The sequence below is a fragment of the Ferruginibacter lapsinanis genome (assembly GCF_020783315.1).
Taxonomy (GTDB): Bacteria; Bacteroidota; Bacteroidia; order Chitinophagales; family Chitinophagaceae; genus Ferruginibacter; species Ferruginibacter lapsinanis.
Window position 1 is genome coordinate 2926680 of sequence record NZ_CP086063.1, and the last position, 23631, is coordinate 2950310.

Sequence of the window (23631 nt, forward strand, 5' to 3'; positions counted from 1 at the left end):
ATCAATTAATTAATGAGGTTTATTTGTAATAAAATAATAATTAAACTTTTATTACTTTTTATCTTATTAATTGGCAGAGTTGAGGCTCAAACGTTAGATTCTGTCCGGGTAGTGTACAAAGAGAATGACCTGCCCAGGGTAAAGCAATTGATTGATGAATTTGTAGTTGATAGTCCGGCAATCGCTGCAGGATGGTTATTAAAAGCCAAAATTTACCGGGCATTAAATGATAATATCAGGTATAGAGATTTGACGGCTGATGCTAATGGAGAGGTTTTTATCGCTTTAAAAAAGGTATACTTTTTACAACCAGATCTATTAAAAGGAGATTCAACTGCCTTATATATTTACAAAAGCTACACCGATAATGGTGTGGCTTTTTTTAATGCCGGCACAGAAAAACAGAATAAAGCTGATTATGAACAAGCTTTGGTATCTTTTAAGAAAGCAGCCAATGTCAGAGAGGTATTTAACGATTTAGGCTTCTGGCCATCCGGACCCGATACAACCAATTTATATTACTCCGCTAAATCGGCCATTTATGCCGAAAAAGAGGAAGAATCGGTGTTTTTTTCTAAAAAAATAGCAAATTTGGGACTAAATGAGCCAAAATTTGAAACTATTTTCCAGTGGCTTTTATATTATTTTCGGCAAAAAGGTGATGAAACCTCACTGGATCAGTACTCAGTTATAACCGAAAAAGCATACCCAACATCGGATTATTATTTACTCAATTATATTGATTGGTATAGAAGTCTTGGAAATGCTACTTCACTTGTAAAAACTTATCAAAAACTATTTAACGGGGGTTTTACGAAGCAGGAGTACAGATTATCATACCTAAAAGATCTGTATCAGTTTGCATTTATGGATGCTGCGCCAAGCAAAGCATCGTTCCAGGATGAAACAGAACAGAATAAATTAAAGGAATTGCTATACAAGGAACTGACGAGCTTTGTTAAGAAGAACCCAAGATCTGTGGAAGGAAAATTGTTGTTCGGTAAGTTTTATATCAATCAGGCTGTCGATTTCCAAAATCGAAAAGGAAATATTTCCGCTTCATTGATACTTTCTAATAAATATTTGCAAGAGGTGGCAGATAGATCTCCAAAAGCAGAAACCTGTTTCCAAATAGAAGCAACACAATTATTGATCGCAAATTTTACTGCATTAAAAATGCCCGATAAGGTAAGGCGATATAAAGCCAAGTTGAAACAGCTTAGTCTAATTGGGCTGATCATAGGTAAGATTATCATTTGCTTAATATACTATTTAACATAAAAGTTAGTTATACGAATTTTCGTGTTACCATTGCCGTTATGTTGCGATTTTTTTGCCATTTTTGTTTTCAGCAAAAAAATCGCAACATAACGGCACTAAACGCCGTAGGCACATTAGAAAAACACAAAATTTGTATAACTCTATATTATGTTACTCAGGTTAGCAATGAGAGATGGGAAGCGGTGGCTACTGCGTGTAGGACGTTTTATTTTTTTTAGCTGCGGAGCCCATTTTACAAATTTGAAAAATTTGACTGTATTTAATAACTGTATAACCGTAGGTTATACTAAAAATATACTTTAAAAATGGTTGCAGCTTTGATTTTTGGATTTTATACTGCGTTATGTATGCTTATTGGAGCGGTCATAGGTCATATAGTATCTTACTTTAAGGAGCATAATTAAGTTTGTAAATTCTGTTTTCTTCCCTTAAGGTTGCGTTTTCTATACTAAGTCTTGAATTTTCATTCTCGATTTTATTGCTATCTATTTTGTTGATATAGTGACCTACCCAAAATGAGCCAATAGAAGTAAATACTATTAAACTTGTTAATAAACTCCACGACCAATTAGGATTGTTTTTTATAAATCTAATAATTGGTGTATCATTCTGAGGTACCCCAAAATTATTTATAGTTTCAATAGCGGTATCTATAATAGCAGGAAATTTCCTTTGAAATGAAATTGCAACATCTCTGTTACTTAATATGTTTTTATCTGAGGCATATGCAACCGAAGAAAGCTCACTTGTAAACCTTTTATAAATATGCGATTCTCTTCCAAATATATTTGAAAGGTATTCTTGTGCTTGAGATGTTATTATATAATCAAAGTAATTATCCGTTCTTAACTTTTCTTTAATTTCAGTTAGACATTTAATAGCGTCTTTATTATCCATTTTGAAGTTAGTTTAAGCATTTACTGTATTGTTAAAGCGTAAAAACACCTTGTTTTAGCTTTAAAATTGATTTACATTTGTAAAATAGGGCAAGCCTTAGATACTTGCCCTAATAATCTAAATGCTATAAAATAGCAGATAGATTTTTAACACTAGATAAATCAACTGCAGAATCTGCAGGAATTTGCTCGCCAATAGGCGAGCTTTTTTTGGTCCAGCCATACGAACTACGCATCAGATTAGACTTCAGCGTATTCATTTTAACTTTTTCCTTTTTTCATAATTTGGTTTCGAGTTAATAGACTTCTAAGATTAGGACCCTTATCTAGTTATTACAAACATACTGATTAATTCCTCCATAATCCATTCGCTAAGAAGTGGCAGGGGCAAAAAAAATAAAATGTACTACAATGCAGCGTAGCATTGGATTGTGTGCCTGTTTAACATAATATTAATTATAAGAAAACATTATACCTTTGAAATGCCATAACTCATCCAATAACTATGATAACCAATCATTTAGCCTTGACTACTTATAGTCAAGGCTTGCTTTATAATTTATAACTTACTTTTGCACAAATGCATAACACAAACACACCCACCGAAAAAATTCTTTCCAATTTAAAAATTGAAGCTTTAAACGAAATGCAGATCGCTTCGTTAAAAGCTGTAGAAGAAAATGATTCGGTAATTATATTATCCTCTACTGGTTCTGGAAAAACCCTGGGATTTTTATTACCCGTTGTTCATGGCTTAAGCCGAGACATTAAAAATGTACAGGCTCTTATTTTAGTTCCTTCCAGAGAATTAGCCATACAGATCGACGAAGTATTTCGTAAGATGGGCACCGGCTACAAAGTCACCTGCTGCTATGGCGGCCATAAAAGAGAAATTGAGGAAAATAACCTGGTACAATCTCCGGCAGTCATTATTGGCACCGCCGGCCGTGTTGCCGACCATATTCGTCGTAATAATTTTTCTGTAACAGATATTACCACTTTGGTGCTTGATGAATTTGATAAAACCATGGAACTGGGGTTCCAGGAAGAAATGTCATTTATTATCGGTTCTTTGCCAAATATCAAAAAAAGGATCCTTACCTCAGCCACACAGGCAGTTGGTATTCCGGATTTTATTGGTGTTACTGATCCTGTAAGACTGACCTTTTCATCTTTGATCGAAAAACCTGAAGTGGATGAGCTACTGGTAAGAACAGTAATGTCGCCGGATAAAGACAAAGCCGAAACCCTTTTCAGATTGATCTGTTCCATCGGCAATAAATCTACCATTGTATTTTGCAACCATAGAGAATCTGTAGAACGTACCAGCCAGTTGTTGAAAGATAAAGGCATAGTAAATGTTTTTTATCATGGAGGCATGGAACAACAGGAACGTGAAAGTGCTATGTGTAAATTCAAAAACGGCACTTCTAATGTACTGGTTACTACCGATCTGGCATCCCGTGGTTTGGACATTCCTGATATCAAATATATTATTCACTATCATATACCTGCTACGGAAGATGTGTATACGCACAGAAATGGTCGTACTGCACGTATGGAAGCCGGTGGCAAAGCTGTGTTGATCTTATCTGAAGAAGAAAAACTGCCTGCATATATTACCGAACATGAAGAATTTATTTTGCCAGAAAGACTGGAATTACCTGAAAAACCTAAATGGAGTACCCTCTTTATAGCTGCTGGTAAAAAAGACAAGGTCAATAAAATTGATATCGTTGGTTTCTTAACCAATAAAGGATTACTAAAGAAAGAAGATATTGGTTTGATCGAAGTAAAAGACTTTTTTTCGTTTGTAGCCATACGTAAGTTAAAGGTTGGCGAAACACTTGAACTCATCAAAGACGAAAAGATAAAGAATAAAAAAGTTAAGATCGCCGTAGCGAAATAAAATTCTCTTTCTTTTATTTAAAAGGATTTGAAAATTTCTCTTCAGTTGTAATTGTATTATCTGTGAGTGTATTTAGAAAAGCCAGCAATTTTTGTACATCTCCCGGAGCTACAGAATGTGCTTTGATGGGTATGGTACCACTACCGGGAGCTCCAGCAGTAAGCATTGCACTTAGATTAGTAACGCTTCCATCATGAAACAGTTTTGTCCGAGTACCTATGTTTCTTAAAGATCCAGATTTGAATTTATTCACTCCATTTATACCAACTGTATCTCCTATATCAGTGATTGAGAATCCGGGGACATTACTTTTCAGAAACATCGGTGGCGTATGGCAGGTTGCACAAGTATTGCCTCCTCCGCCTGGTCCTACTGCTGTTAAAAACAATTGCTCACCCTGATCTTCCAGTGTTGTAAAAGTTGCTGTACCTTGTTTCACCTGATCATATTTAGATTGGTACGTTACAATACTGCGTTCAAACTGAGCCAGGGCTTTGGCAATACGAACGGAATCGATATCTGCTGTACCAAAAGCTTTTTGAAATAACGAAGGATAATATGTTTGTGCTTTTACTTTTGATTCCAACTCAGCCAATGTAAGTCCCATTTCATCATGATTTTGTATGGGTTGAAGCGCCTGTTTTTCAAGCGTTGCAGCTCTTTCATCCCAAAACATTTTACCATTTTTATAGAATCGAAGATTCAATAAAGACATAGAATTCCTTGTTGTTAACCCTCCATCAAATCCTTTACTGAATTGAGTTTCATCATCAAAAGACAAATCCTGTTTATGACAACTGCCACAACTTATACTATTATTTTTACTGAGAATCTTATCGTAAAACAGTACTCTGCCCAATGTAGCTCCGTCATTCGTAATGGGATTATCTACTGGTGTATTATCATTAGCCAATAAGGCTGTTTGAATATGTGCCGGGTAGCCAACAAGGTAGTTAAAGGCAGTTACAGGCAAAGATGGAACTGTAACCGGACTTACAACTCCTGCATCATTTTTAGAGCAGAACTGAAAAACAACCACTATTACGATAAGTGAGAGTATGGCAATTATTTTTTTCATATGTAGTATATTATTAATGGGAATACATCGGTAGACTTCAATTTAAAAATATAGTTTAACCAATGAGGGTTATGAATGTTATTCTTCTTGTTTTAAAGTATAGATATCATCTGCCAATCTATCCATTTCTAGCGCTAAAGTCCCATTGTACACACCCCTTATTCTACGATGTTTATCCAATAAGATAAAATTTTCTGTATGCAGGAATTGATTACCTGTTTGATAATATCCTATTGTATCTCCGGCATAATATTGCTTTTTTGCCAGAGCATAAATTTGATTTTTATCTCCGGTTAATAAATGCCATTTCCCTGATATTATTCCTTTATCTGCTGCATATTTTTTTAATACAGGTACACTATCCATATCAGGTGTTACAGAATGAGAAAGAAATATAACAGCAGGATCATCTTTAAATTTTTGTTGTAAGATGCTCATGTTATCAGTCATTTTAGGACAAATACCACCGCAACGTGTAAAAATAAAATTCGCTACATATATTTTTCCTGCAACAGTTTTTTCAGTTACAGTCTCTCCATTTTGGTTTATAAATGCAAAGGGCGGGATGGTATGAATGCTATCGTACGAGCTGTTGTTTTTGTCTATCCACTCAGGTGTAAAATCCGGTTTATTGATAAATGGTAATGTTGATAATATCGACCTGTTTTTGCAGGCAGTCATTGCTATCAACAAAATAAACATACTATTTCTTAATAATCGAATCATAAGGATTGCTGCATAATTTTATTCCAAGTAAACCGTATTTTTTGCCATTACGTATTACATAATTAGCCCGTATCGAGCCGTCATCCCACCACATTTTTTGACTACCTTCTTCCTGCCCGTTTACATAATGAAACCACTTACATAACAACCCTGCAGCATTCCACTCTTTCAACTCTCCAACAAATGCATCATTTGCTGCGGTGTAAATAAATTTTGATCTGCCATCGGGCCACCACCCTTTTTGGGTTCCTTCCTTTTTACCATTGATATAGAACCTATACTCAGCCAATTGTTTATTAGAATACCATACCCGCTGCTCTCCTTCCTCTACCCCATTGAAATATGAACGCACAAACTCGGTATCAGTATTATTGAATAATGAATATCGATAACCTGTAAATAATTTATTCTGATAATACACTGTATCATTATGAATAGCAAAACCGCTATCTGTTCTCTCTATATAAATAGGTGCTACTGTCTTTGCAATTTTGATCGTGATATTTTTATTTTGTATACTGGTACAGGATATAAAAATCATCGAAATGATCGCAATAACTAAATATCGTTTGTTAAAAACCTCCAAGGTTGAATGATCAATTTTATTGTTTGATTTTTTAACGCTTAATAAGTTACCGTACCGGCTGTACCCCAGAAACCATTTCCGTTGAGATAGGGTGCTGCCGCTGAAAAATGATAATGATAAATACCCGCAGGATAATCGGCTGTAACGCTGGTATGCCCATGATAAACGTCCAGTCCGGTTGCTAATGATCCATTTTCCATAGGACCATATACAGGAAAACCATCCAATAAAAACCCTAGTAAAGCATCAGCACCTTTAATTGCAGTAAGTTTTATAGGCTCAACGTGATAATGATATCCGCCTTGTTGTTGAGGATGTCCATATCCCTGATCAAAACTTACGATTTCTCCGCTCAATGCAGCCCCGCCTGCAGCATATTGATTAAATAAAGGAACTCCGTTAATGGCAACTCCCATTGGCCCCATAGGTGTAGTGGCATGTGTAGCAGCTGCTACAGGATGTAATGGTATCTTAAATGTATAATTAAAAGCAGCAATGGTATTCGGATTCTTTGCAAATGTATTTCCACCAAAGGTAGTACCTGAAAAATTTTCATATAGCGGATTAGAAGTAGCATAATACACACTCTTATGATCCGGCAACCCGGTGGATTTAATGATAACCCAGGTACCATCTGTTGTAACACTGGAAGCTCCGTAAATTTTATTGTAAACTGCCGGTAATACAACAGCTGCACTAACAGGCAGGGATATACTACAACTTTGTCCTCCAAAGCTAACTGTAAAATTTGCTGTACCGGTTGCAGCCGGGGTGCCGGAAATAATATAGTTCAAATTACCAGTGCCAGTGGTTAGTGTACCTGCTTGCAATGTTGCTGTTAAACCTGTGACACCTGTTGAACTGATTGATGAACCAGCCCCATATGCTACTCCGTTGCCTCCGGCATAAGGAACGGTGGCTGTTGCACTATACACAACTCCGGCATTGGCAGAAGCGGAAAATGACACACTGCTACAGGCAATAGCACTTACAGTTGCTGTAGAAACTACCGCATCATCTTTAGAACAACTAAATAATGCATTAGATACGACAATGAGAAAAAAACTTAGCTTTTTCATTCCGGGGAATTAAGTGTTATTAATTTATTTCCGTTTTAGACGTTCAATTGCACAGAAACCTTCGGGGCATTAAAAATTATTTTTCCGGGGGAGGATTACCTCCATGCATTGGAGGTGGTGGTGCCATCTGATGCAATGCTTCCTGTATAATGCTATCAAACTTTTTTTGTTGATCGGCATTACATATAGCTCTCACCTTTTGAAAGTGTCGAAAAGTAAATACATCCAGTTGCTGCTCAGCGGCATTGGCTTTTTGGGCAGCTGCCACTATCAATGAATCAGGCACTTGCGGCTCTTTCAATAGTGAGAAAAAAACATCTTTAGCCTGTCTGATACTATCCTTTATTGACCTTACCCCTGCCTGATGTTCATCTCTTAATTTACTATATGCCTCTTGCTGCTGCTCGTTTAGTTTTAATTCCCTGGTAATAAATTCAAATACTTGTCCACGAGGTTGTCGACGCAAATTTCCCGGTTCATCTTTTTTATTCAACCATAATAAAGACAAGGTTATCGTATTGGCCACCAACAATAATATGATAAAAGCAGAAAGCCAACGTGTATTGATATTATTCATAAAATGTTATTGATATATTGAACGAGCACTAAAATCATATTCATTTGTAAAGGATTCTATTGTTGCAGTATTAGCTGATCGACGATCACCTGAATCTTTAAAATGAATCAGTGTGGCTACATTGATCAGTAATGCAAGTAATAATATACTCACTATAAATACCGGCCTTACAGCCAGATAATATTTTTTTTGAGCAGATGATGATGTATGCTGCATTCTACCTAAAAGTCTTGTATAAAAGAATGCAGGAGCTTCGGCTCTTTTTAGCCCATCTAAACTCTCTATTATTTTGTCTGCGCTTTTCATTTCTATCATTTAATTAGATGTTATTTTTTATCAAAACCTTCGGTCGGCTCCATTATTTTTTATCATTTTACGAAGATTTTGTTTAGCTCGTTGCAAAAGTGAGTCGACAGCCGATTCAGAAATAGTAAGTATCGCTGCAATCTCCCTGTAACTCAACTCTTCTACCTTATTTAATATAAATGCGGCTTGCTGATTTTCAGGTAATTGAGCAATCAGCTTAAAAAGCATTGCGGCATCTTCTTTTTTATCCAGTTGTACACCCGGATGATTAAAGTCGGTTAACTCATGCAGAGGCGCATTGTCAAATCCAAAAAGCTGCCGGATATATCCAATTCTTTTTTTTCTTTTTTTACTGCGTAGATGATCAAGAGACTTGGTAACCGTAATACGATAGATCCAGGTAGATAAACCTGATAAGCCATTAAATTGGTGAATGGAACGAAAGATCTGTATGAAAACTTCCTGTGCAATATCTTCTGCATCAGCCTCATGCTGGAGAAAACCAAGAGACGTATTGAACACCTTATCCTGAAACAGCAGTACTAATTCCCTGAACGCAGATTCATCTGCATTCCGCAATCCTGCTATTAACTCATGTTCCGTCAAATCTGAAGATTAAGTATATTCAAGAATAGAAACGTAATAAAGAAAAAATTGTTCTATTTATCGAACGACCTGATGAAATTTATAATCATTTTATTGAATTGTTCTCCCTCATTAAACATAAAATGATGCTCAATAGGTAGCACATACACAGGGAAATCCTTCAATTCATTTTCGAATTTCAATAACCGAACCGCATCTTTTTCTGTAGTGATGATAATTTTTTTATCTGATGATACCTTTCCAAACTGTTTCTGAATATCTTCCAGGTCATCAATTTTAAAAATATGATGATCTGCATAATGCAGCATATCATATGTATGCACATGCGTGGTGAGATAACTTTTCAAGGGCTTAGGATTGGCTATACCACAAACCAATAGAACAGCAGTATCATTAGTGATCTCAATCTCTTTTTTACTAAATAAATGATAAGGATTAGCGTACATTATTTCTGTAAAGAAAACCTTTTGGTGATCAGCCGGCGCCAATTCCTTTTTGATCATTTCACTTTCATCCTCACTCAGTTTGTGTTTGCATTTTGTAACTACAATAATATCAGCTCTGATAGCACTTTTTTTAATATCTCTCAGATCACCTGCCGGTAATGGAAAATCTCTGGTGTATAAATTATTATAATCTGTCAGTAAAATATTCAACCCGGCTCTTACCACCCTGTGTTGAAACGCATCATCTAAAATGATCACTTGTGTATCAGGCTTGTCGTGCAAAATATTTGGAATAGCAACCAACCGCTCCTCTCCTACGGCCACAGCCACCCCGGGAAATTTTTGATGAAATTGCATTGGTTCGTCACCTATCTCTAATGCGGTAGTGTTTTCATCTGCAAGGCCATAGCCTTTTGTTTTTCTCTTGTATCCTCTGCTAAGTGTAGCAATTTTGTATTGATTTTTTAAGATGCGTATAAGATATTCAACCATTGGTGTTTTACCGGTACCGCCTACAGCTAAATTCCCCACGCATATTACAGGAAAATTGATAGCGGCAGATTTAAGATAATTCTTATCAAACAACCAATTCCTGATCCAGACTATACCGCCATATAGAAAAGAAAATGGCAAGAATAAATATCTAAAGCTTTTAAGCATATTTTTTATTACACGAATTTTTACGAATTACACGAATTAAAAACATAAACCATTAATTATTCCAACTGCATTTTAATTAGTATTATTCAAACTCATAAAATGTATCAGGCGTTACGCAATAGTTCAACTTGATATCGAATGCATTTACATCGTCGATCATAGTGATCGGTGCAAAATAACTGAACCCGATCTTTATTACATCCGGCCTGCACTCTTTTAAAAATTTATCATAATACCCTTTGCCATACCCAACTCTAAACCCACTTTTATCAAATGCCAGCAATGGAACAATAACCAGATCTATCTCTTCAGGAAAAATATCTATCCCATCAGCGGGTTCGTCTATCCCATATTTGTTCTTTACAAATGTAGTATTATCATTTACTACTACACTTAATATTTCATCATCCGGACCAATAACAGGATATAACAATACCTGGCTGGGGTTTTTAAAATAACAATAATCTGTGATCAACTGAGGGTTAAACTCTTTCTGCTCTTCCATAGGCGCATAGGTCATTATCAACGCAGGAATCTCAATCGGCAATTGCTGAAACTGTATTAAAAGCAGGTCATCCATCTTCTCTAATTGCGAAGCAGATAAAGTCTTACGTTTTGCCTTATAGGTGTCTCTTATTTCTTTCTTAAGCATCGTTACAATTAAGCAATAAAGATAGAAAAGATTGTGGTGCCGTAATTACGTTCTGTTTTATAATGATCAAATTTCTTATAATCATTTCTTGGTGTATGTTCCAACACAAACCAGCCTTTTGGCTTTAATAAATTTCTTTCAAATATTCTGATCGGCAGATCATCAATGGTTCCTAATGCATAAGGGGGACCTGCGAATATAAAATCATATTGCTCTGTACAAGTGTCAATATATTTAAATACATCTGATTTAACCAGCTTGAAATTTTCTAATCCTAATTCTGTTGATGTCTTTTTAATGAAGTCATACATCTTGTTATCTTTTTCAACGATGGTCAGATCAATTGCTCCTCTGCTTGCCAGTTCGTAACTAATGCAACCGGTACCACCAAACAGATCGAGTGTTTTTAGAGTATCGATCTCCAGGTTATTTTGCAAAATATTAAACAGACCTTCTTTTGCAATATCTGTTGTTGGCCTTGTGTAAGGCATTTCCGCAGGAGGATTGATCCTCCTGCCACCATGTATTCCGCTAATTATACGCATGCAGCTATACCAAAAAGATGACTAAAAAAATGTGAAGGATAATTCGCTATCTCATCTGTATATTGAAATTTATCCGGCAAAGAACCAAACTCAATGTGTTCAAAATATTTATGTAACTCATTATACAAATTAGATGTTGTATCGATCATCCCTGATAAGGTCAGATTTACATCAGCAACAGCTGTATCAAAACTTACACATACATTCAATAAATGATACGCCGCATCCTCCGGTTTTTGATACGCAAATTTCTGTATCACCTGAATCTTGTCATCCTTCATCAACAACGTAATAATATGATTCGAGCAAAATGCTGCGAATAAATTATTGCCTTGTTTACTGACCAGATCAGGTAATACCGAATATAAGTGTGTAATTGTAGCAGTAGGAAAAAGATTATTCATTATCATCTCTACTGACTTGGGTGTTCGATATACATTTTGAATACCATACCTGAACATAAAATCTCCTCGTATCACTTTATCAGGAAAATCTCCGTAAACAAGATCCAGCATATTTTTATTTGCTTCCATTTCAGCCAATTCTTTTGGCACTAAAACAGATTCTGAAAAACAATAGATGATATCAACTTTTTTGAATTTTTGTTTCAAAAAAGGTTCTTCGTATAAAATACTTCGTATGTTATTTTCTACATTTAATTTATCAGGAAACTGATATACACAAATTGAAGAAAATGTATTGGTATCATCCAGTATATAAAGAGACAGTCCATGTTCTCCCATTTCTATAAATAAATGAGCAGTAGAAAGATCGATCCCGATTGGCTGTATGTTAAATAAAGGTGTCAATAAAAAAGTTTGAGTGGCAAAATAAGATAATTTTGTCGACTTATGGATAATGCGACTGATTTAAAAGTACAAGTTACCAATAAACAAATACTATCTATTGCACTTCCTATAACGCTTGCAATACTGGTTCCGCAAATTAATATGCTCACCAACAGCATTTTTTTGGGTAATCTGAGTACAGAAGCCTTAGGAAATGCAGGGGTAACGGGTGTGTTTTACCTGATCTTTGCGGTGGCGGGCCACGGTTTAAACAATGCTATGCAATCTGTTTTCAGCAGATATGCCGGAGCCGGAGATACCAATGCTTTTAAAATTATTTTATCACAAGGTATCCGTATCAGTCTGCAATTTGCTTTCGCTGGTATTTTAATTACCTGGCTGGTAGCTCCGATGATCCTGAGTTCTGTAGCAGACCCCAAAGCATATCCGCAGGAAATGAGTTTTTTACGAATCAGAATATTCGGTCTGCCCTTTTTGTATTTATTTCAAATGGGCAATGCTTTTTTAGTAGCATCACTCAATAGCCGTTATTTAATGATCGGATTTATTTTTGAGTCATTGATAAATATCTTACTGGATTATTTATTGATCAACGGTTACTGGGGCTTGCCAAAAATGGGCTTTAACGGAGCTGCAGTTGCATCAGTGATAGCTGAAATCATTGGCTGTATTGTTGTGTTTATAGTTTTGTATAGAACAGGATTAAAAAGACAATACTCGCTTTTACAAAATTTTGTTTACGATAAGATCAAGAGCAAAGAGATTATAAAAATAGCCACCCCCTTGATGCTGCAGTTTATTATCAGCGTGACAACCTGGTTGGTATTTTTTATTTTAATTGAATCTCTTCATGATGAAACTGCAAAAGCGATCAGTAATACCATGCGTAATGTATTTGGCCTTACCGGTGTATTTGTCTGGGCATTTGCTGGCACCTGCAATGCAATGGTCAGCAATTTAATGGGACAACGAAAAGAAGAATTAGTAACAAAAGCAATTACCCGTATCATGCTTTGGAGTACAGGTTCCTGCTTGATGATGTGCTTATTCATCAATCTTTTTCCGCAAATATTTTTTAGCGTTTTTGGTCAGGGAGATGCCTTTATTGCTGAAGCCACACCGGTATTAAGAACAGTCTCATTAGGCCTGTTAATAATGAGCATGGCCAATATATGGCTGAACGGTGTAACCGGTACAGGGAAAACGAAAATGAATTTAGCAATAGAGATCATTGCGATCACCGGCTATCTATTCTATAGCTGGTATTTTACCAAAGCTCATTATGTATCACTGGCAATGGCATGGAGCAACGAAATCATTTACTGGTCGATCGTATTTCTTCTTTCTTTTACTTTTCTAAAAAGTGGCAAATGGAAAACTAAACAACCGGTTTAAGTTTTCGTATTATTTGCTTTTCCATGTATTGTTGGTAAAGTTCATATCGGGTAATACTTTATCCGGATCGATCACTACCTGACTGATCGCTTCGGTGGTGGGCAATTTTACTTTCCAAACTTTAGTATTATTCCAAACCTCAACGGGTAATTTTATCTTTCCTCGTTTACCGCTTTTTGTGGTATAGCTTAACGTAACAGGCATAGCCATTTCATCTAAATTAGCAATGGTAACTATGGCAGGATTTGACATCAGGTCATTTTCATAATTCACTGCAATTACCGCCTGATCCAATTTATAGTTTTCGATGAACCACCCTTTCCAGAACCAGCTAAGGTCCTCTCCTGCCGCATTATCCATCGTTCTGAAAAAATCCCATGGAGTTGGATGTTTGTAGGCCCACTTGCTGATATATGTTTTGAATGCATAATCAAATCTGTCTGCACCCAAAATTTCATTTCTTAATAATTCCAACCCATAGCCCGGTTTGTAATATAGTTCGATCCCGATATTGGACTCCTTCATTGCATCCGGAGTGGTCATGATAGGTTCTGTTTTATTATGAAACAAATAACCGGCAAAAGCTGGCATATTGTAGCCGGCGCTTTTATATTCGCCATTATTAAAATCATCATCTGCCAATGAATTAATGAATGTATTAAATCCTTCATCCATCCAGCCATATTTACGTTCGTTACTACCAACGATCATCGGAAACCATGTATGTCCGAATTCATGATCAGTTACACCAAATAGCCCATCTGTTTCAGATTGATATCCGCAAAAAACAATACCGGGATATTCCATTCCGCTGATATTTGATGCTACATTTGAAGCAACAGGATAAGGATATTCCATCCAGCGTTTGCTATAATTTTCTATGCTGCCTTTTGTATACTCTGTGGCTCTGCTCCATCCTTTTTGTCCCACACTTTCTACAGGGTAAACGCTATTTGCAAAAGCGGTTTTACCGCTCGGTAAATTTATTTTGGCTCCATCCCATACAAAGAATTTTGAAGAAGCCCATGATGCATCTCTTGCATTATTTATCTTAAAATGCCAGGTAAGCGTATTCTTTGCTGGTCTTGATGCTGGATCTTTTACTTCTGCAGCAGAACGAATGATAACAGTTTTGTCGCTTGATTTAGCTTCATTGTATTTGCTTAACTGAGCTGCTGTAAGCACTTCAGCAGGATTTAATAATTCTCCGCTTGCCACAACAATATGCGATGCAGGGACTGTAATGCTGAAATCAAAATCGCCATATTCTAAATAGAATTCACTTGCTCCAAGATATGGAGCTGTATTCCATCCCTGTACATCATCAAACACACACATACGTGGATACCATTGTGCCACAGCAAAAATATCTCCGTTCTTGGTTTTTAAAATACCGCATCTATCGGCTCCGTAGTCAGGAAGGATAAATGAATAATCTATCTTGATCGTAACAACATCTCCATCGGCAGCCATTGGCTTAGGTAAACGAATCTGCATTCTTGTATCTGTAATTAAATAATTGGCATCGCTGTTACCCACTTTAACTGAAGTAATTTTATTACCTCCGTCAAAATCACTTTTGCTATCTCCATAGCGGCTATGTTTATCAACAGGCAATTTAGCATCGCCCCGACTTGATTGTGAAAACAGGTTCTGATCTAATTGCAGCCATAAATAGGGTAATGTAAGCGGACTGTTATTTTTGTACGTAATCGTTACTGTCCCTTTTATTTCGTGTGTAATATCATCCAATGAAACAGCTATCTGATAATCTGCTCTGTTTTGCCAATAGCCTGTATTTGGCTCACCATTGGCTGCCCTTGTAGCTGTTGCGCCTACCGGGTAAAATAGTGGTGAAAATAATTTGTGAGGATCGTATTTGGATTGAACTGAATCTTCATCCTGTGCAAAGGAAAACGTAACGACTAAACTAAATGTGATTACACTGAAAAACGACTTCAATAGCATTGGAATAATTTTAGTTACCGAAGGTAAATAAAACATTCTAACAATGCATACCGTTCATCATCTAACCGATTACAATAACTCAGCCAGCAACAGTTTGCCTTCTTCTTTTATGCCCGGGTCGGCCTCTGTATTGTTGGGTAATAATAACATGGCTTTAAGCACTTCGATAGCCTTTTGCTTCTCGTTATTTCGTTTGTAAGCTCTGGCCAGCTCATAATAATTTATTACAAAGCCGGGGCCGGTTAATGACCTGGCTTTTTCAAAACAATCAATTGAAGATCTTAATGAAGCGGCGGGCATTCCTCCATATAATAATTTAACAGCGGCTTTTTCAAACATAGACAAATTACTTATTTCATAATGCCATCTGCCTAATACATGCCATGCCTTAAAATTATTGGGATTAGCCTTAATAGCAAGATCTACATATTTCCTTAAATCTCTTGCTGATGCAATTTTTTCCTTATTTGTTTTGCTCATGGAAATATGTCCTAATGCCATGGCCATGGCACAGTTGGCATCTGAGCTTGCAGGATCTACTTTCAGGGCTACTTCTGCAAATGCCTTTGCAGCTTTGTAAAAATCTTCTTTGGCTTTCAGGTCTGTTTGACGTTTACCGATCCTGCAACACAATTCACTGCATTTAGATAATGCATATATATTTCCCGGCTCCCTACTAACTACTTCTTTAAATTTAAGAAAGGCGCCCGTTTCATTAGGAACTGCTTCCAGTCTGTCAGCTTCTTTGATCAATGCTTTTATATCCTGGGAATACAGATTGAATACAGCAAACAATGCAAAGAAACAGGTTATGATAAATTTCATTTTATACCTCCTTTCTATAGCTAACACTAATTTGTCCATGGAAATTGTGTATAGGTGGATTTAATTTTTTAATTGCAACATCAACTGAAATGATCCTTTCATCATGTGCACAAATTAAGTCAGCCAAATCCTGTGCCACAGTTTCTAACAACGGGGTTGGCGTATCCATTCTTTTCTGTATGATCTCATATAAAGAGACGTAATTGACCGTTTGTTTCAACGAAACGATCTTATCTGTATTTCTTACAACAACAGTAATATTCAATTCGAGGCCATTGCCCAATACCTTTTCTTCTTCATGTATACCATGAAAAGAGTGAAACTTTAAACTATTGAGATGGATCGTTAACAAAGCTTACTAATTGATAGATGATAAATGATAATTGATAATTAATGAAGTCCTTTTTCGCTTAGATATCTTTCCGTATCCAATGCAGCCATACATCCACTGCCGGCAGCAGTTACCGCCTGACGATAGATCTTATCCTGCACATCACCAGCAGCAAACACCCCTTCTATATTTGTTTTAGATGAGCCCGGAACAGTTTTTAAATACCCTGCTTCATCCATATCCAGCCAACCTTTAAAAATATCGCTATTAGGCTGATGCCCTATCGCTACAAAGAAGGCACTCACCGGTATCTCTGTTTTTTCTCCCGTCTCTACATTTTTCAATCTTACCGCTTCTACTTTTTTATCCCCCAAAACCTCATCTGTTACACTATGCCAATATACTTTAATATTAGCTGTTTTCAATACTCTTTCCTGCATTACTTTACTTGCTCTCATCTCTCCTTTTCTAACCACCATATGTACCTGAGAACATATTTTAGAAAGATACAACGCCTCTTCTGCAGCGGTATCTCCTGCGCCAACTATTGCCACTTCTTTTCCTTTAAAGAAAAATCCATCGCAAACAGCACAGGCACTTACGCCATAACCATTCAACCTTTGTTCACTTTCTAACCCAAGCCATTTAGCACTTGCACCGGTTGAAATGATCACCGCATCTGCTTCGATCCATTTTTCTTCATCGATCTCAACTTTATATGGCTGTGCAGAAAAATCTACTTTTGTTGCCAACCCGTAACGGATATCTGCCCCCATACGTTTTGCCTGGTTCTCAAAATGAACCATCATTTCGGGTCCCTGAATACCTTCGGGGTAACCAGGATAATTCTCTACTTCTGTAGTGATCGTTAACTGACCACCCGGTTGTATTCCCTGATACAATACAGGATTCAATCCTGCTCTGCTGGCATAAATTGCCGCAGTGTAACCAGCTGGTCCTGAACCTATGATAAGACAATGTACTTTTTCGTTTGTGTTAGTATCCATATTCTTTTTGTTCTATAAAATGATAAGTTTATAATGCACGAATTACATTATTTTATTGTAATTGTGCAAATATATTTACAAGTAAACGGTATCAGTTATTTATTTGGGAATAATTAATGTTTTGTAAAAGGCAGCATACCCGTAAAACGCTCCTAATGCCCCATTACTGATATTGCCAATTACTTTATTGGGCTGGCTGAAAGGATTACCGATACTGCCTTGGGCAAACTCCCAGGTACTCCAGAATGTATAGGTGGCTTTGTCTATATTGCACAATTTCATGGTAACAGTATCTCCTCTCTTAAAGTAATTACTATCAAAGCTTACTTTATTATTCCTGTCAATTCCCGGATCTACCTGTAATTGATAAGATATGCCATCAATAACCTGGTCATCAAATACAGAGTTATCTCCCGGTAAAAAATTACCGCTGTTCTTTTTGGTAAAATACCTGATATAATTGCCAAGCCCCGGAGGGTCTGTTGATCTTACCATCAAAATTACATTGGTGGTATCATCTGAGAACGGGGCTGGTTTCCACCAGAGAGAATCCGGCTTTTTGGCCAATACAGGAATGGTGGTTATGGCATCGTATTGCTTTCCGGCCGATACAATTTTTAATGAGTAGGTAGTATTGAATGCTCCGTTAAATGCTGTTGAAGGACTTGCCGGATCAATAGAGTAATATGAATAACTATATCCATTATTTAAGGGAACAGTATACTCCTTTAATTGATGTGTAAGCGTTCCATTTGAAATAGTGACCACCGCATCATGCACAAATGAGTTTACCAGTAATGAGGGATTGATATTACTGAAAAAGTCGAAACTTTTAGTTAGTACCACCACAGGAGGCTGATCATTCTCAATATTGGCATCTACCACCAATACATCATCAGCATTCTTTAAATTAAAATTGATATCCTTTTCGCAGCCATATAAAACAAAAACTACTGCTAAAACTAAAGCGACTCTCTTCATAGTACAAAATTAAAGTATAATAACAATCTAATCGGGTAATGGTTTAGTTAAAGTTGAAATGGGAGCATTGTGTTGGGGGATATCAGTATGCCGGGGGGCACAGATAACATATATAATTTGTGAAGAGGTAGGTGAAAACCCCGCTGGGACGAAAACGTCCTGCCTGAACTGAAATACAATGAAGAACAAATGTTGAGGCTATATTCGTCAAGCCCCAATAACGCCAAACCTGATGTTGGTTGCTGTTTTTCTTAGTCCACAGTGAACGTTACAAATACAATTAGTTTTTTGTCTGCCGAAGTCAATTTGATTTCTTTCTTTTCTGTTGAGTTGTCACTCTTATTTTTCAAGTCCAAAAACGTAGTCAAATTGTCAAGAGAAAACTCCACAATAGCTTTTTTGCTACAACTAAAAACAAGTTTGTATTTGTCATTCAAGACTGGTTGTGGAATTGCAGAATTATTATAAAAGTCAATTGTCTTAGGTGGCAAGGAAGTCTTTAAATTAAAACTCATAGACTCAACATAAGAAATGCTGTCTGTCAAGTTTAACAATGAAATTGTACAATTTTCATTAGCTGCTTCGTTGTATCGCATTTCCTCATTAACGTATTGCATTTTCCGAACTTGTGTCGTGTCTAAATAGTCGTTTTTAATAAACTTAACGCTATTGAGATTAACTGTATGCTTAGTCTTTGTTAAACTAGTTGGTAAAATTTCCTTTACCAAAAACATATAAATAATAACTATGAAAAACAGTATTCCAAGAGTTAAGAAAATTGAAAGAAGTCTGTTGTTGAGTTTTGTCATTAGTAAGTGTCATTTAAAATAGCAACCAAAGTTAAAGCATTGGCGATGTGGCGGCATTCATTGAATGTCCAGCCCGGAACCAATGTTGATTAAAGATACAAAAGGTCATTGTTTATTCTATTGCTGGGGGTTATTTGTCTGCTGAAACCAAGACCGAACAGCGAACAAAAAGCTGAGAATATATTCGTCGCCCCGCCATATTGCCAATGCAATGTTAGCTACAGTTTTTATCTACCAATTATTTGACTAATTCTTTGTTCCTCAGTCAAACCTAGGTCGTCACTATGCTCAAAAGAATATCGGTTCTCATCAATGTTTATAAAAAAGTCATTTAAATTGGCGGGAGTCAAATTATTGAAGTTAATTCTAAGTCTGTATTTCGATAAGAGCAACGGGGATTTTTCTCCTCCAAAGTAGAACCATATTTCAAATTCGGAATTACGTTGTTGAATTTCTTGTGGGTTCAAGCGTATAACTTCAGTAAATCTATAAGGTTGATTGTAGTAAATTGTGTCAACAGGTTTCACAGCTCTTATTTCATGACCATTCATAAAGTAAGGGCTATTTGGAATTGGAGTTAAACTGCCATTAAAAATCACCCCATTAGTAACCACAATTCTATAGAATGCTTTGTATTCGTTTTGAAGTCTTGACAAATTAAAAATCATAGCAGTCATTTCAAGATAAAAGTATCTGCCGTCATGATGAAAGTTGTTAAGAGTTATGTACCCTTTTAATTTCGGATAAGTTATTTTTTTGAAAAGTGCTTCTATATAGTGATGAGGAGCAGGCTTAGTTTGTCCATCAATTCTCATGTAATAAGTATTTCGAAACTGATGGGGACTATATTCGCTTTGCTGAACTTCCACAAGATAGATGTAGTTCCCATTGTCAACTAGGGTATAAAAGTTTACATTGTTTGGAGCAGGTGTTATCGAGTCTGTAATTCGATTGATGAAATAATCTTTTTCAACAAGTCTTGTCACAGGTGATAATGCTCCTACAAATACTTTTTCAGTCCTTCCTGCCACATTTTGTCCAACAGGTGCACCCCAAATTAATAGACCTCCACTGGAGTTTAAAAGAGCACAAACTGTTCTAATTATGCCATTTTCTTTTTCTTTATCATTCTCACCTGGAGCATGAAATGACTTAAACTCAATTTTGTCAGATTCCTCTTTTTCTGTTGCAAAGAAATCTATTATGTCTTGATAATTCAAGTCTTGAGGTGTCTTGCCGAAGTATTGTTGGATGTAACTCATAAAATTGTAGCTAACACAAATATATATGATATCACACGCTATCCCTAAAAAAAGTAATCATTGAAAACCAACGGTTTAGTAGTATACTTTTTGTATTGTTATTGCGCCAATACAATTTCATTTCCTTAAAATCACTCAAAAACTTCAATTTTCCACCAGCTAGGCAAAAAGCTGTTGTTTAACATGTTATTTTCCCACTACCCTGCCATTTTTTGATACCGAAACCTTCCCGGATCTTCCGGCAGCCTTTCGGTATCATACGGAAGCCTTCCCCAGACTTCCGGCAACCTTTCGGTATCATACGGAAGCCTTCCCCGGACTTCCGGCAGCCCGTCGGGTATTCCCGAAACCTTCCCCGGGCTTCCGGCAAGCTTTCGGGTAAGAAAACAGCTATTTACACATTTTGCCCTTTCGATGTTTGTTGCTTAATTGAAAACAAATGCCCGGGGAGACGCCGTCTATTTCAACACCTAATTTTATCACACCGTCTTCGACAGGCTCAGACTGATAGTAAAAGTATTGTTAGGTTGAGCGCATTTAATTTGATGATCTTCTATGAATTTCAGAGAGGCCTCTCTTGCAAAATAAAAATCTGTCAGTCTGAGCCTGTCGAAGACGGTCATTTAGTAAAAGCTTTCCGATGTGAATTTATAAACTGAGGAACATGATAGTTACTAAATATTCAACAAAAAAAAATCCCCGATGAACTCAATCACCGGGGAAAATATTATCATTTAAAAACAATTAACCTAAGTACGCTTTCAATGCTCCGCTGTAACGGGCTTTTTGTAAACGTTTGATCGCTCTTTCTTTGATCTGACGGATACGCTCTTTGGTAAGATCATATTTTTGACCGATCTGCTCAATGGTAACACCATTTTCACCATCTAAACCAAAATAAGCATTTACGATCTCTGCTTCACGAGGGCTTAATGATTTTAATACACGACGAATTTCATTTCTTAATGAATCATGCATTACATCCTCATCTGTATCATCGCCTCCTTGTAACAGATCACCCATAGCCACATCTTCTGCTTCGTGTACCGGAGCATCTAATGAAGTATGACGGGTATTACTTTGGAAAATATTATTGATCTCAGTTTCGCTCATTTCAAGCAATTCTGCTAATTCTTCTGTAGATGGTTCTCTTTCATGCTCTTGTTCAAAAGCCATGTAAGCTTTGTTGGCTTTGTTATAAGTACCGATCTTATTTTGTGGTAAACGTACCAATCTGCCTTGTTCAGCCAAAGCCTGCAAAATTGATTGACGGATCCACCATACGGCGTAAGAGATAAATTTAAACCCTTTGGTTTCATCGAAACGTTGAGCTGCTTTGATCAAACCAAGGTTACCTTCGTTGATCAGATCACTCAAAGAAAGCCCCTGATGCTGGTATTGTTTAGCCACAGAAACCACAAAACGTAAGTTAGCCTGCACCAACTTATCTAATGCTCTCTGATCGTTCATTTTGATCTTTTGCGCCAAAATGGTTTCCTCTTCAGGAGTGATCATCGAAATCTTGGAAATTTCCTGTAAATACTTCTCAACTGCCTGAGAATCTCTGTTTGTAATCTGGGTTGCTATCTTAAGTTGCCTCATTGTCGTGTATTGTATTCTAAAGTTATAACGCTTATATGACCACTTTTGTTGGGAAAATGTTGCAAAGGGAAGTTAAAAAAAACAGCAAATTCCTTGAAAATTGTGTGCAAAGTTACGTTGCAAATTTTGTATTTCATAGTGTTTATGAAAAAAAAGGACATAATGACGCTCTAATATCTTGTTTTTATGACCCTTTTATTAAACTCTGCCACCCCAAATCTTAATTTGCTCCTTCTTTTATTATCTTTATTAGATGATAACCGACTTACGCTCAGATACTTTCACTAAGCCATCCCCCGCCATGCTTGAGGCCATGTTCAAGGCTGAAGTTGGGGATGATGTGTTTGGAGAAGATCCAACTGTAAATAAACTCGAAGCAATGGCTGCCGACATGTTTGGCATGCAGGCCGCCTTATTTTGTGCCAGCGGAACCATGGGTAACCAGATCGCTATTAAATGCCATACCCAACCCGGCGATGAGGTAATTTGCGAAAGATTGAGCCATGTCTACATTTACGAAGGTGGTGGCATTGCTTTTAACAGCAGTTGCCAGGTTAGTCCTATAGATGGAATAAATGGTAAAATAACCGCTTCTCAAGTACAAGAAGCCATCAATCCTGATGCAGTGTATAAGGCAAATACAAGTTTAGTAAGCATAGAAAACACCACAAACAGAGGTGGCGGAAATTGTTACGAATTTGCTGATATTGAATCAATTAAAGACACTTGTTTACAAAATAACTTAAAACTACATCTGGATGGCGCAAGGATCTGGAATGCCCTGGTGGCCAAGAGTGAAACGCCTAAAATGTATGGGGAGATATTTGACAGTATTTCTGTGTGTTTGAGTAAAGGGCTCGGCGCACCTGTGGGAAGTGTATTGTTGGGAACAACCGAGTTCATCAACAGGGCCAGAAGGATTCGAAAGGTATTAGGAGGCGGAATGAGGCAGGCCGGCTACCTGGCTGCTGCAGGAATTTACGCCTTAGAAAACAATATCGCTACACTTGCCCAAGATCACCTGCACGCCAGGCAGATAGCTGCCGCATTAGAGAAAAAAAGTTTTGTACACAAGATCATGCCGGTTGAAACCAATATTCTGATATTTGAAGTTAGCGCCCCCTACTCTGCGGTCAGCTTTACAAATGTGCTGGCTAAATTTAATATTTTAGCGATGGCAGTGTCACCGGTACAGGTTCGTATGGTAACGCATTTAGATATTACTGATAAAATGGTGGATGATCTGGTGAAGGTTATCGAACAACTGTAATTACCTGTTTGCTATTGGCAAAAAT

The 23631-nt window shown here is 36.8% G+C and carries 25 protein-coding genes; 4 read left to right on the forward strand and 21 right to left on the reverse strand.

The features are described 5' to 3' along the window. The first annotated feature begins 12 nt into the window (after positions 1-12). Positions 13-1281 (forward strand): hypothetical protein, encoded by a 1269-nt coding sequence (locus LK994_RS12310; RefSeq protein ID WP_229760386.1) that lies wholly within the window; start codon positions 13-15, stop codon positions 1279-1281. A 387-nt stretch (positions 1282-1668) separates the two neighbouring features. Here LK994_RS12310 and LK994_RS12315 read toward each other — a convergent pair whose 3' ends face one another. After that, complete coding sequence (locus LK994_RS12315) at positions 1669-2178, reverse strand: hypothetical protein (RefSeq protein WP_229760387.1); 510 nt, start codon at positions 2176-2178, stop codon at positions 1669-1671. Positions 2179-2302: 124 nt separating this feature from the next. Beyond that, positions 2303-2437: a hypothetical protein gene (locus tag LK994_RS14555; protein WP_262907828.1), complete on the reverse strand. Its 135-nt coding sequence runs from the start codon at positions 2435-2437 to the stop codon at positions 2303-2305. Positions 2438-2757: 320 nt separating this feature from the next. Between LK994_RS14555 and LK994_RS12320 the strand changes: the two genes are divergently transcribed. Then, positions 2758-4086: a DEAD/DEAH box helicase gene (locus tag LK994_RS12320; protein WP_229760388.1), complete on the forward strand. Its 1329-nt coding sequence runs from the start codon at positions 2758-2760 to the stop codon at positions 4084-4086. Positions 4087-4099: 13 nt separating this feature from the next. On the opposite strand, the gene LK994_RS12325 is transcribed toward LK994_RS12320, so the two are convergent. The 11 genes from LK994_RS12325 to LK994_RS12375 form a co-directional block, all read right to left on the reverse strand. After that, positions 4100-5164 carry a cytochrome-c peroxidase gene (locus tag LK994_RS12325; RefSeq protein ID WP_229760389.1) on the reverse strand — a complete coding sequence of 355 codons (1065 nt, stop codon included), beginning with the start codon at positions 5162-5164 and terminating at the stop codon, positions 4100-4102. A gap of 78 nt (positions 5165-5242) precedes the next feature. Continuing rightward, a complete protein-coding gene (locus tag LK994_RS12330) occupies positions 5243-5890 on the reverse strand; it encodes an SCO family protein (protein ID WP_229760390.1) in 648 nt (215 codons plus the stop codon). Beyond that, positions 5868-6476, reverse strand: coding sequence for a toxin-antitoxin system YwqK family antitoxin (locus tag LK994_RS12335; RefSeq protein ID WP_229760391.1), 609 nt, complete (start codon positions 6474-6476; stop codon positions 5868-5870). The genes LK994_RS12330 and LK994_RS12335 overlap by 23 nt, the downstream gene beginning before the upstream one ends. A 38-nt stretch (positions 6477-6514) precedes the next feature. Then, on the reverse strand, positions 6515-7555 hold the full coding sequence (locus tag LK994_RS12340; RefSeq protein WP_229760392.1) for a YHYH protein: 1041 nt from the start codon (positions 7553-7555) through the stop codon (positions 6515-6517). 76 nt (positions 7556-7631) lie between these two features. Continuing rightward, complete coding sequence (locus LK994_RS12345) at positions 7632-8132, reverse strand: Spy/CpxP family protein refolding chaperone (RefSeq protein WP_229760393.1); 501 nt, start codon at positions 8130-8132, stop codon at positions 7632-7634. Positions 8133-8138: 6 nt separating this feature from the next. Continuing rightward, positions 8139-8438, reverse strand: coding sequence for a hypothetical protein (locus LK994_RS12350; RefSeq protein WP_229760394.1), 300 nt, complete (start codon positions 8436-8438; stop codon positions 8139-8141). A gap of 30 nt (positions 8439-8468) precedes the next feature. Beyond that, complete coding sequence (locus LK994_RS12355; protein WP_229760395.1) at positions 8469-9044, reverse strand: RNA polymerase sigma factor; 576 nt, start codon at positions 9042-9044, stop codon at positions 8469-8471. 53 nt (positions 9045-9097) lie between these two features. Continuing rightward, a complete protein-coding gene (gene lpxK, locus LK994_RS12360) occupies positions 9098-10150 on the reverse strand; it encodes a tetraacyldisaccharide 4'-kinase (protein ID WP_229760396.1) in 1053 nt (350 codons plus the stop codon). Positions 10151-10232: 82 nt separating this feature from the next. Next, entirely contained in the window at positions 10233-10802 is a 570-nt protein-coding gene (locus tag LK994_RS12365; protein WP_229760397.1) for a 5-formyltetrahydrofolate cyclo-ligase, read from the reverse strand. Positions 10803-10810: 8 nt separating this feature from the next. Further along, entirely contained in the window at positions 10811-11347 is a 537-nt protein-coding gene (locus tag LK994_RS12370; RefSeq protein ID WP_229760398.1) for an RsmD family RNA methyltransferase, read from the reverse strand. Further along, positions 11338-12156, reverse strand: coding sequence for a DUF3822 family protein (locus LK994_RS12375; RefSeq protein WP_229760399.1), 819 nt, complete (start codon positions 12154-12156; stop codon positions 11338-11340). Before LK994_RS12375 ends, LK994_RS12370 begins: the two co-directional genes overlap by 10 nt. 42 nt (positions 12157-12198) lie before the next feature. On the opposite strand from LK994_RS12375, the gene LK994_RS12380 reads away from it, so the two are divergent. Continuing rightward, positions 12199-13551: an MATE family efflux transporter gene (locus LK994_RS12380; protein ID WP_229760400.1), complete on the forward strand. Its 1353-nt coding sequence runs from the start codon at positions 12199-12201 to the stop codon at positions 13549-13551. A gap of 9 nt (positions 13552-13560) precedes the next feature. Here LK994_RS12380 and LK994_RS12385 read toward each other — a convergent pair whose 3' ends face one another. From LK994_RS12385 to LK994_RS12420, 8 genes are all read right to left on the reverse strand, one after another. Next, positions 13561-15519 carry a M1 family metallopeptidase gene (locus LK994_RS12385; protein WP_229760401.1) on the reverse strand — a complete coding sequence of 653 codons (1959 nt, stop codon included), beginning with the start codon at positions 15517-15519 and terminating at the stop codon, positions 13561-13563. Positions 15520-15588: 69 nt separating this feature from the next. Further along, on the reverse strand, positions 15589-16344 hold the full coding sequence (locus LK994_RS12390; RefSeq protein WP_229760402.1) for a hypothetical protein: 756 nt from the start codon (positions 16342-16344) through the stop codon (positions 15589-15591). Position 16345: 1 nt separating this feature from the next. Continuing rightward, entirely contained in the window at positions 16346-16696 is a 351-nt protein-coding gene (locus LK994_RS12395; protein ID WP_229760403.1) for a dihydroneopterin aldolase, read from the reverse strand. 38 nt (positions 16697-16734) lie between these two features. Next, on the reverse strand, positions 16735-17682 hold the full coding sequence (trxB, locus tag LK994_RS12400) for a thioredoxin-disulfide reductase (protein WP_229760404.1): 948 nt from the start codon (positions 17680-17682) through the stop codon (positions 16735-16737). Between the two features lie 99 nt (positions 17683-17781). Continuing rightward, positions 17782-18663: a DUF4249 family protein gene (locus LK994_RS12405; RefSeq protein WP_229760405.1), complete on the reverse strand. Its 882-nt coding sequence runs from the start codon at positions 18661-18663 to the stop codon at positions 17782-17784. A 251-nt stretch (positions 18664-18914) separates the two neighbouring features. Continuing rightward, positions 18915-19472 (reverse strand): hypothetical protein, encoded by a 558-nt coding sequence (locus LK994_RS12410; RefSeq protein WP_229760406.1) that lies wholly within the window; start codon positions 19470-19472, stop codon positions 18915-18917. Between the two features lie 227 nt (positions 19473-19699). Beyond that, complete coding sequence (locus LK994_RS12415) at positions 19700-20734, reverse strand: AlbA family DNA-binding domain-containing protein (protein ID WP_229760407.1); 1035 nt, start codon at positions 20732-20734, stop codon at positions 19700-19702. 744 nt (positions 20735-21478) lie between these two features. Continuing rightward, a complete protein-coding gene (locus tag LK994_RS12420; RefSeq protein ID WP_229760408.1) occupies positions 21479-22336 on the reverse strand; it encodes a sigma-70 family RNA polymerase sigma factor in 858 nt (285 codons plus the stop codon). Between the two features lie 253 nt (positions 22337-22589). Between LK994_RS12420 and LK994_RS12425 the strand changes: the two genes are divergently transcribed. Beyond that, the gene (locus LK994_RS12425) at positions 22590-23606 is read left to right on the forward strand and encodes a threonine aldolase family protein (RefSeq protein ID WP_229760409.1); all 1017 of its coding nucleotides are present in this window, start codon (positions 22590-22592) and stop codon (positions 23604-23606) included. The last annotated feature ends 25 nt before the right edge of the window (positions 23607-23631 follow it).

Coding starts and splice junctions, on each gene's coding strand:
- LK994_RS12310 (WP_229760386.1), top strand. CDS start 13: ATGAGGTTTATTTGTAATAAAATAATAATTAAACTTTTATTACTTTTT.
- LK994_RS12315 (WP_229760387.1), bottom strand. CDS start 2,178: ATGGATAATAAAGACGCTATTAAATGTCTAACTGAAATTAAAGAAAAG.
- LK994_RS14555 (WP_262907828.1), bottom strand. CDS start 2,437: ATGAATACGCTGAAGTCTAATCTGATGCGTAGTTCGTATGGCTGGACC.
- LK994_RS12320 (WP_229760388.1), top strand. CDS start 2,758: ATGCATAACACAAACACACCCACCGAAAAAATTCTTTCCAATTTAAAA.
- LK994_RS12325 (WP_229760389.1), bottom strand. CDS start 5,164: ATGAAAAAAATAATTGCCATACTCTCACTTATCGTAATAGTGGTTGTT.
- LK994_RS12330 (WP_229760390.1), bottom strand. CDS start 5,890: ATGATTCGATTATTAAGAAATAGTATGTTTATTTTGTTGATAGCAATG.
- LK994_RS12340 (WP_229760392.1), bottom strand. CDS start 7,555: ATGAAAAAGCTAAGTTTTTTTCTCATTGTCGTATCTAATGCATTATTT.
- LK994_RS12345 (WP_229760393.1), bottom strand. CDS start 8,132: ATGAATAATATCAATACACGTTGGCTTTCTGCTTTTATCATATTATTG.
- LK994_RS12350 (WP_229760394.1), bottom strand. CDS start 8,438: ATGAAAAGCGCAGACAAAATAATAGAGAGTTTAGATGGGCTAAAAAGA.
- lpxK (WP_229760396.1), bottom strand. CDS start 10,150: ATGCTTAAAAGCTTTAGATATTTATTCTTGCCATTTTCTTTTCTATAT.
- LK994_RS12365 (WP_229760397.1), bottom strand. CDS start 10,802: ATGCTTAAGAAAGAAATAAGAGACACCTATAAGGCAAAACGTAAGACT.
- LK994_RS12370 (WP_229760398.1), bottom strand. CDS start 11,347: ATGCGTATAATTAGCGGAATACATGGTGGCAGGAGGATCAATCCTCCT.
- LK994_RS12380 (WP_229760400.1), top strand. CDS start 12,199: ATGGATAATGCGACTGATTTAAAAGTACAAGTTACCAATAAACAAATA.
- LK994_RS12385 (WP_229760401.1), bottom strand. CDS start 15,519: ATGCTATTGAAGTCGTTTTTCAGTGTAATCACATTTAGTTTAGTCGTT.
- LK994_RS12390 (WP_229760402.1), bottom strand. CDS start 16,344: ATGAAATTTATCATAACCTGTTTCTTTGCATTGTTTGCTGTATTCAAT.
- trxB (WP_229760404.1), bottom strand. CDS start 17,682: ATGGATACTAACACAAACGAAAAAGTACATTGTCTTATCATAGGTTCA.
- LK994_RS12405 (WP_229760405.1), bottom strand. CDS start 18,663: ATGAAGAGAGTCGCTTTAGTTTTAGCAGTAGTTTTTGTTTTATATGGC.
- LK994_RS12410 (WP_229760406.1), bottom strand. CDS start 19,472: ATGACAAAACTCAACAACAGACTTCTTTCAATTTTCTTAACTCTTGGA.
- LK994_RS12415 (WP_229760407.1), bottom strand. CDS start 20,734: ATGAGTTACATCCAACAATACTTCGGCAAGACACCTCAAGACTTGAAT.
- LK994_RS12420 (WP_229760408.1), bottom strand. CDS start 22,336: ATGAGGCAACTTAAGATAGCAACCCAGATTACAAACAGAGATTCTCAG.
- LK994_RS12425 (WP_229760409.1), top strand. CDS start 22,590: ATGATAACCGACTTACGCTCAGATACTTTCACTAAGCCATCCCCCGCC.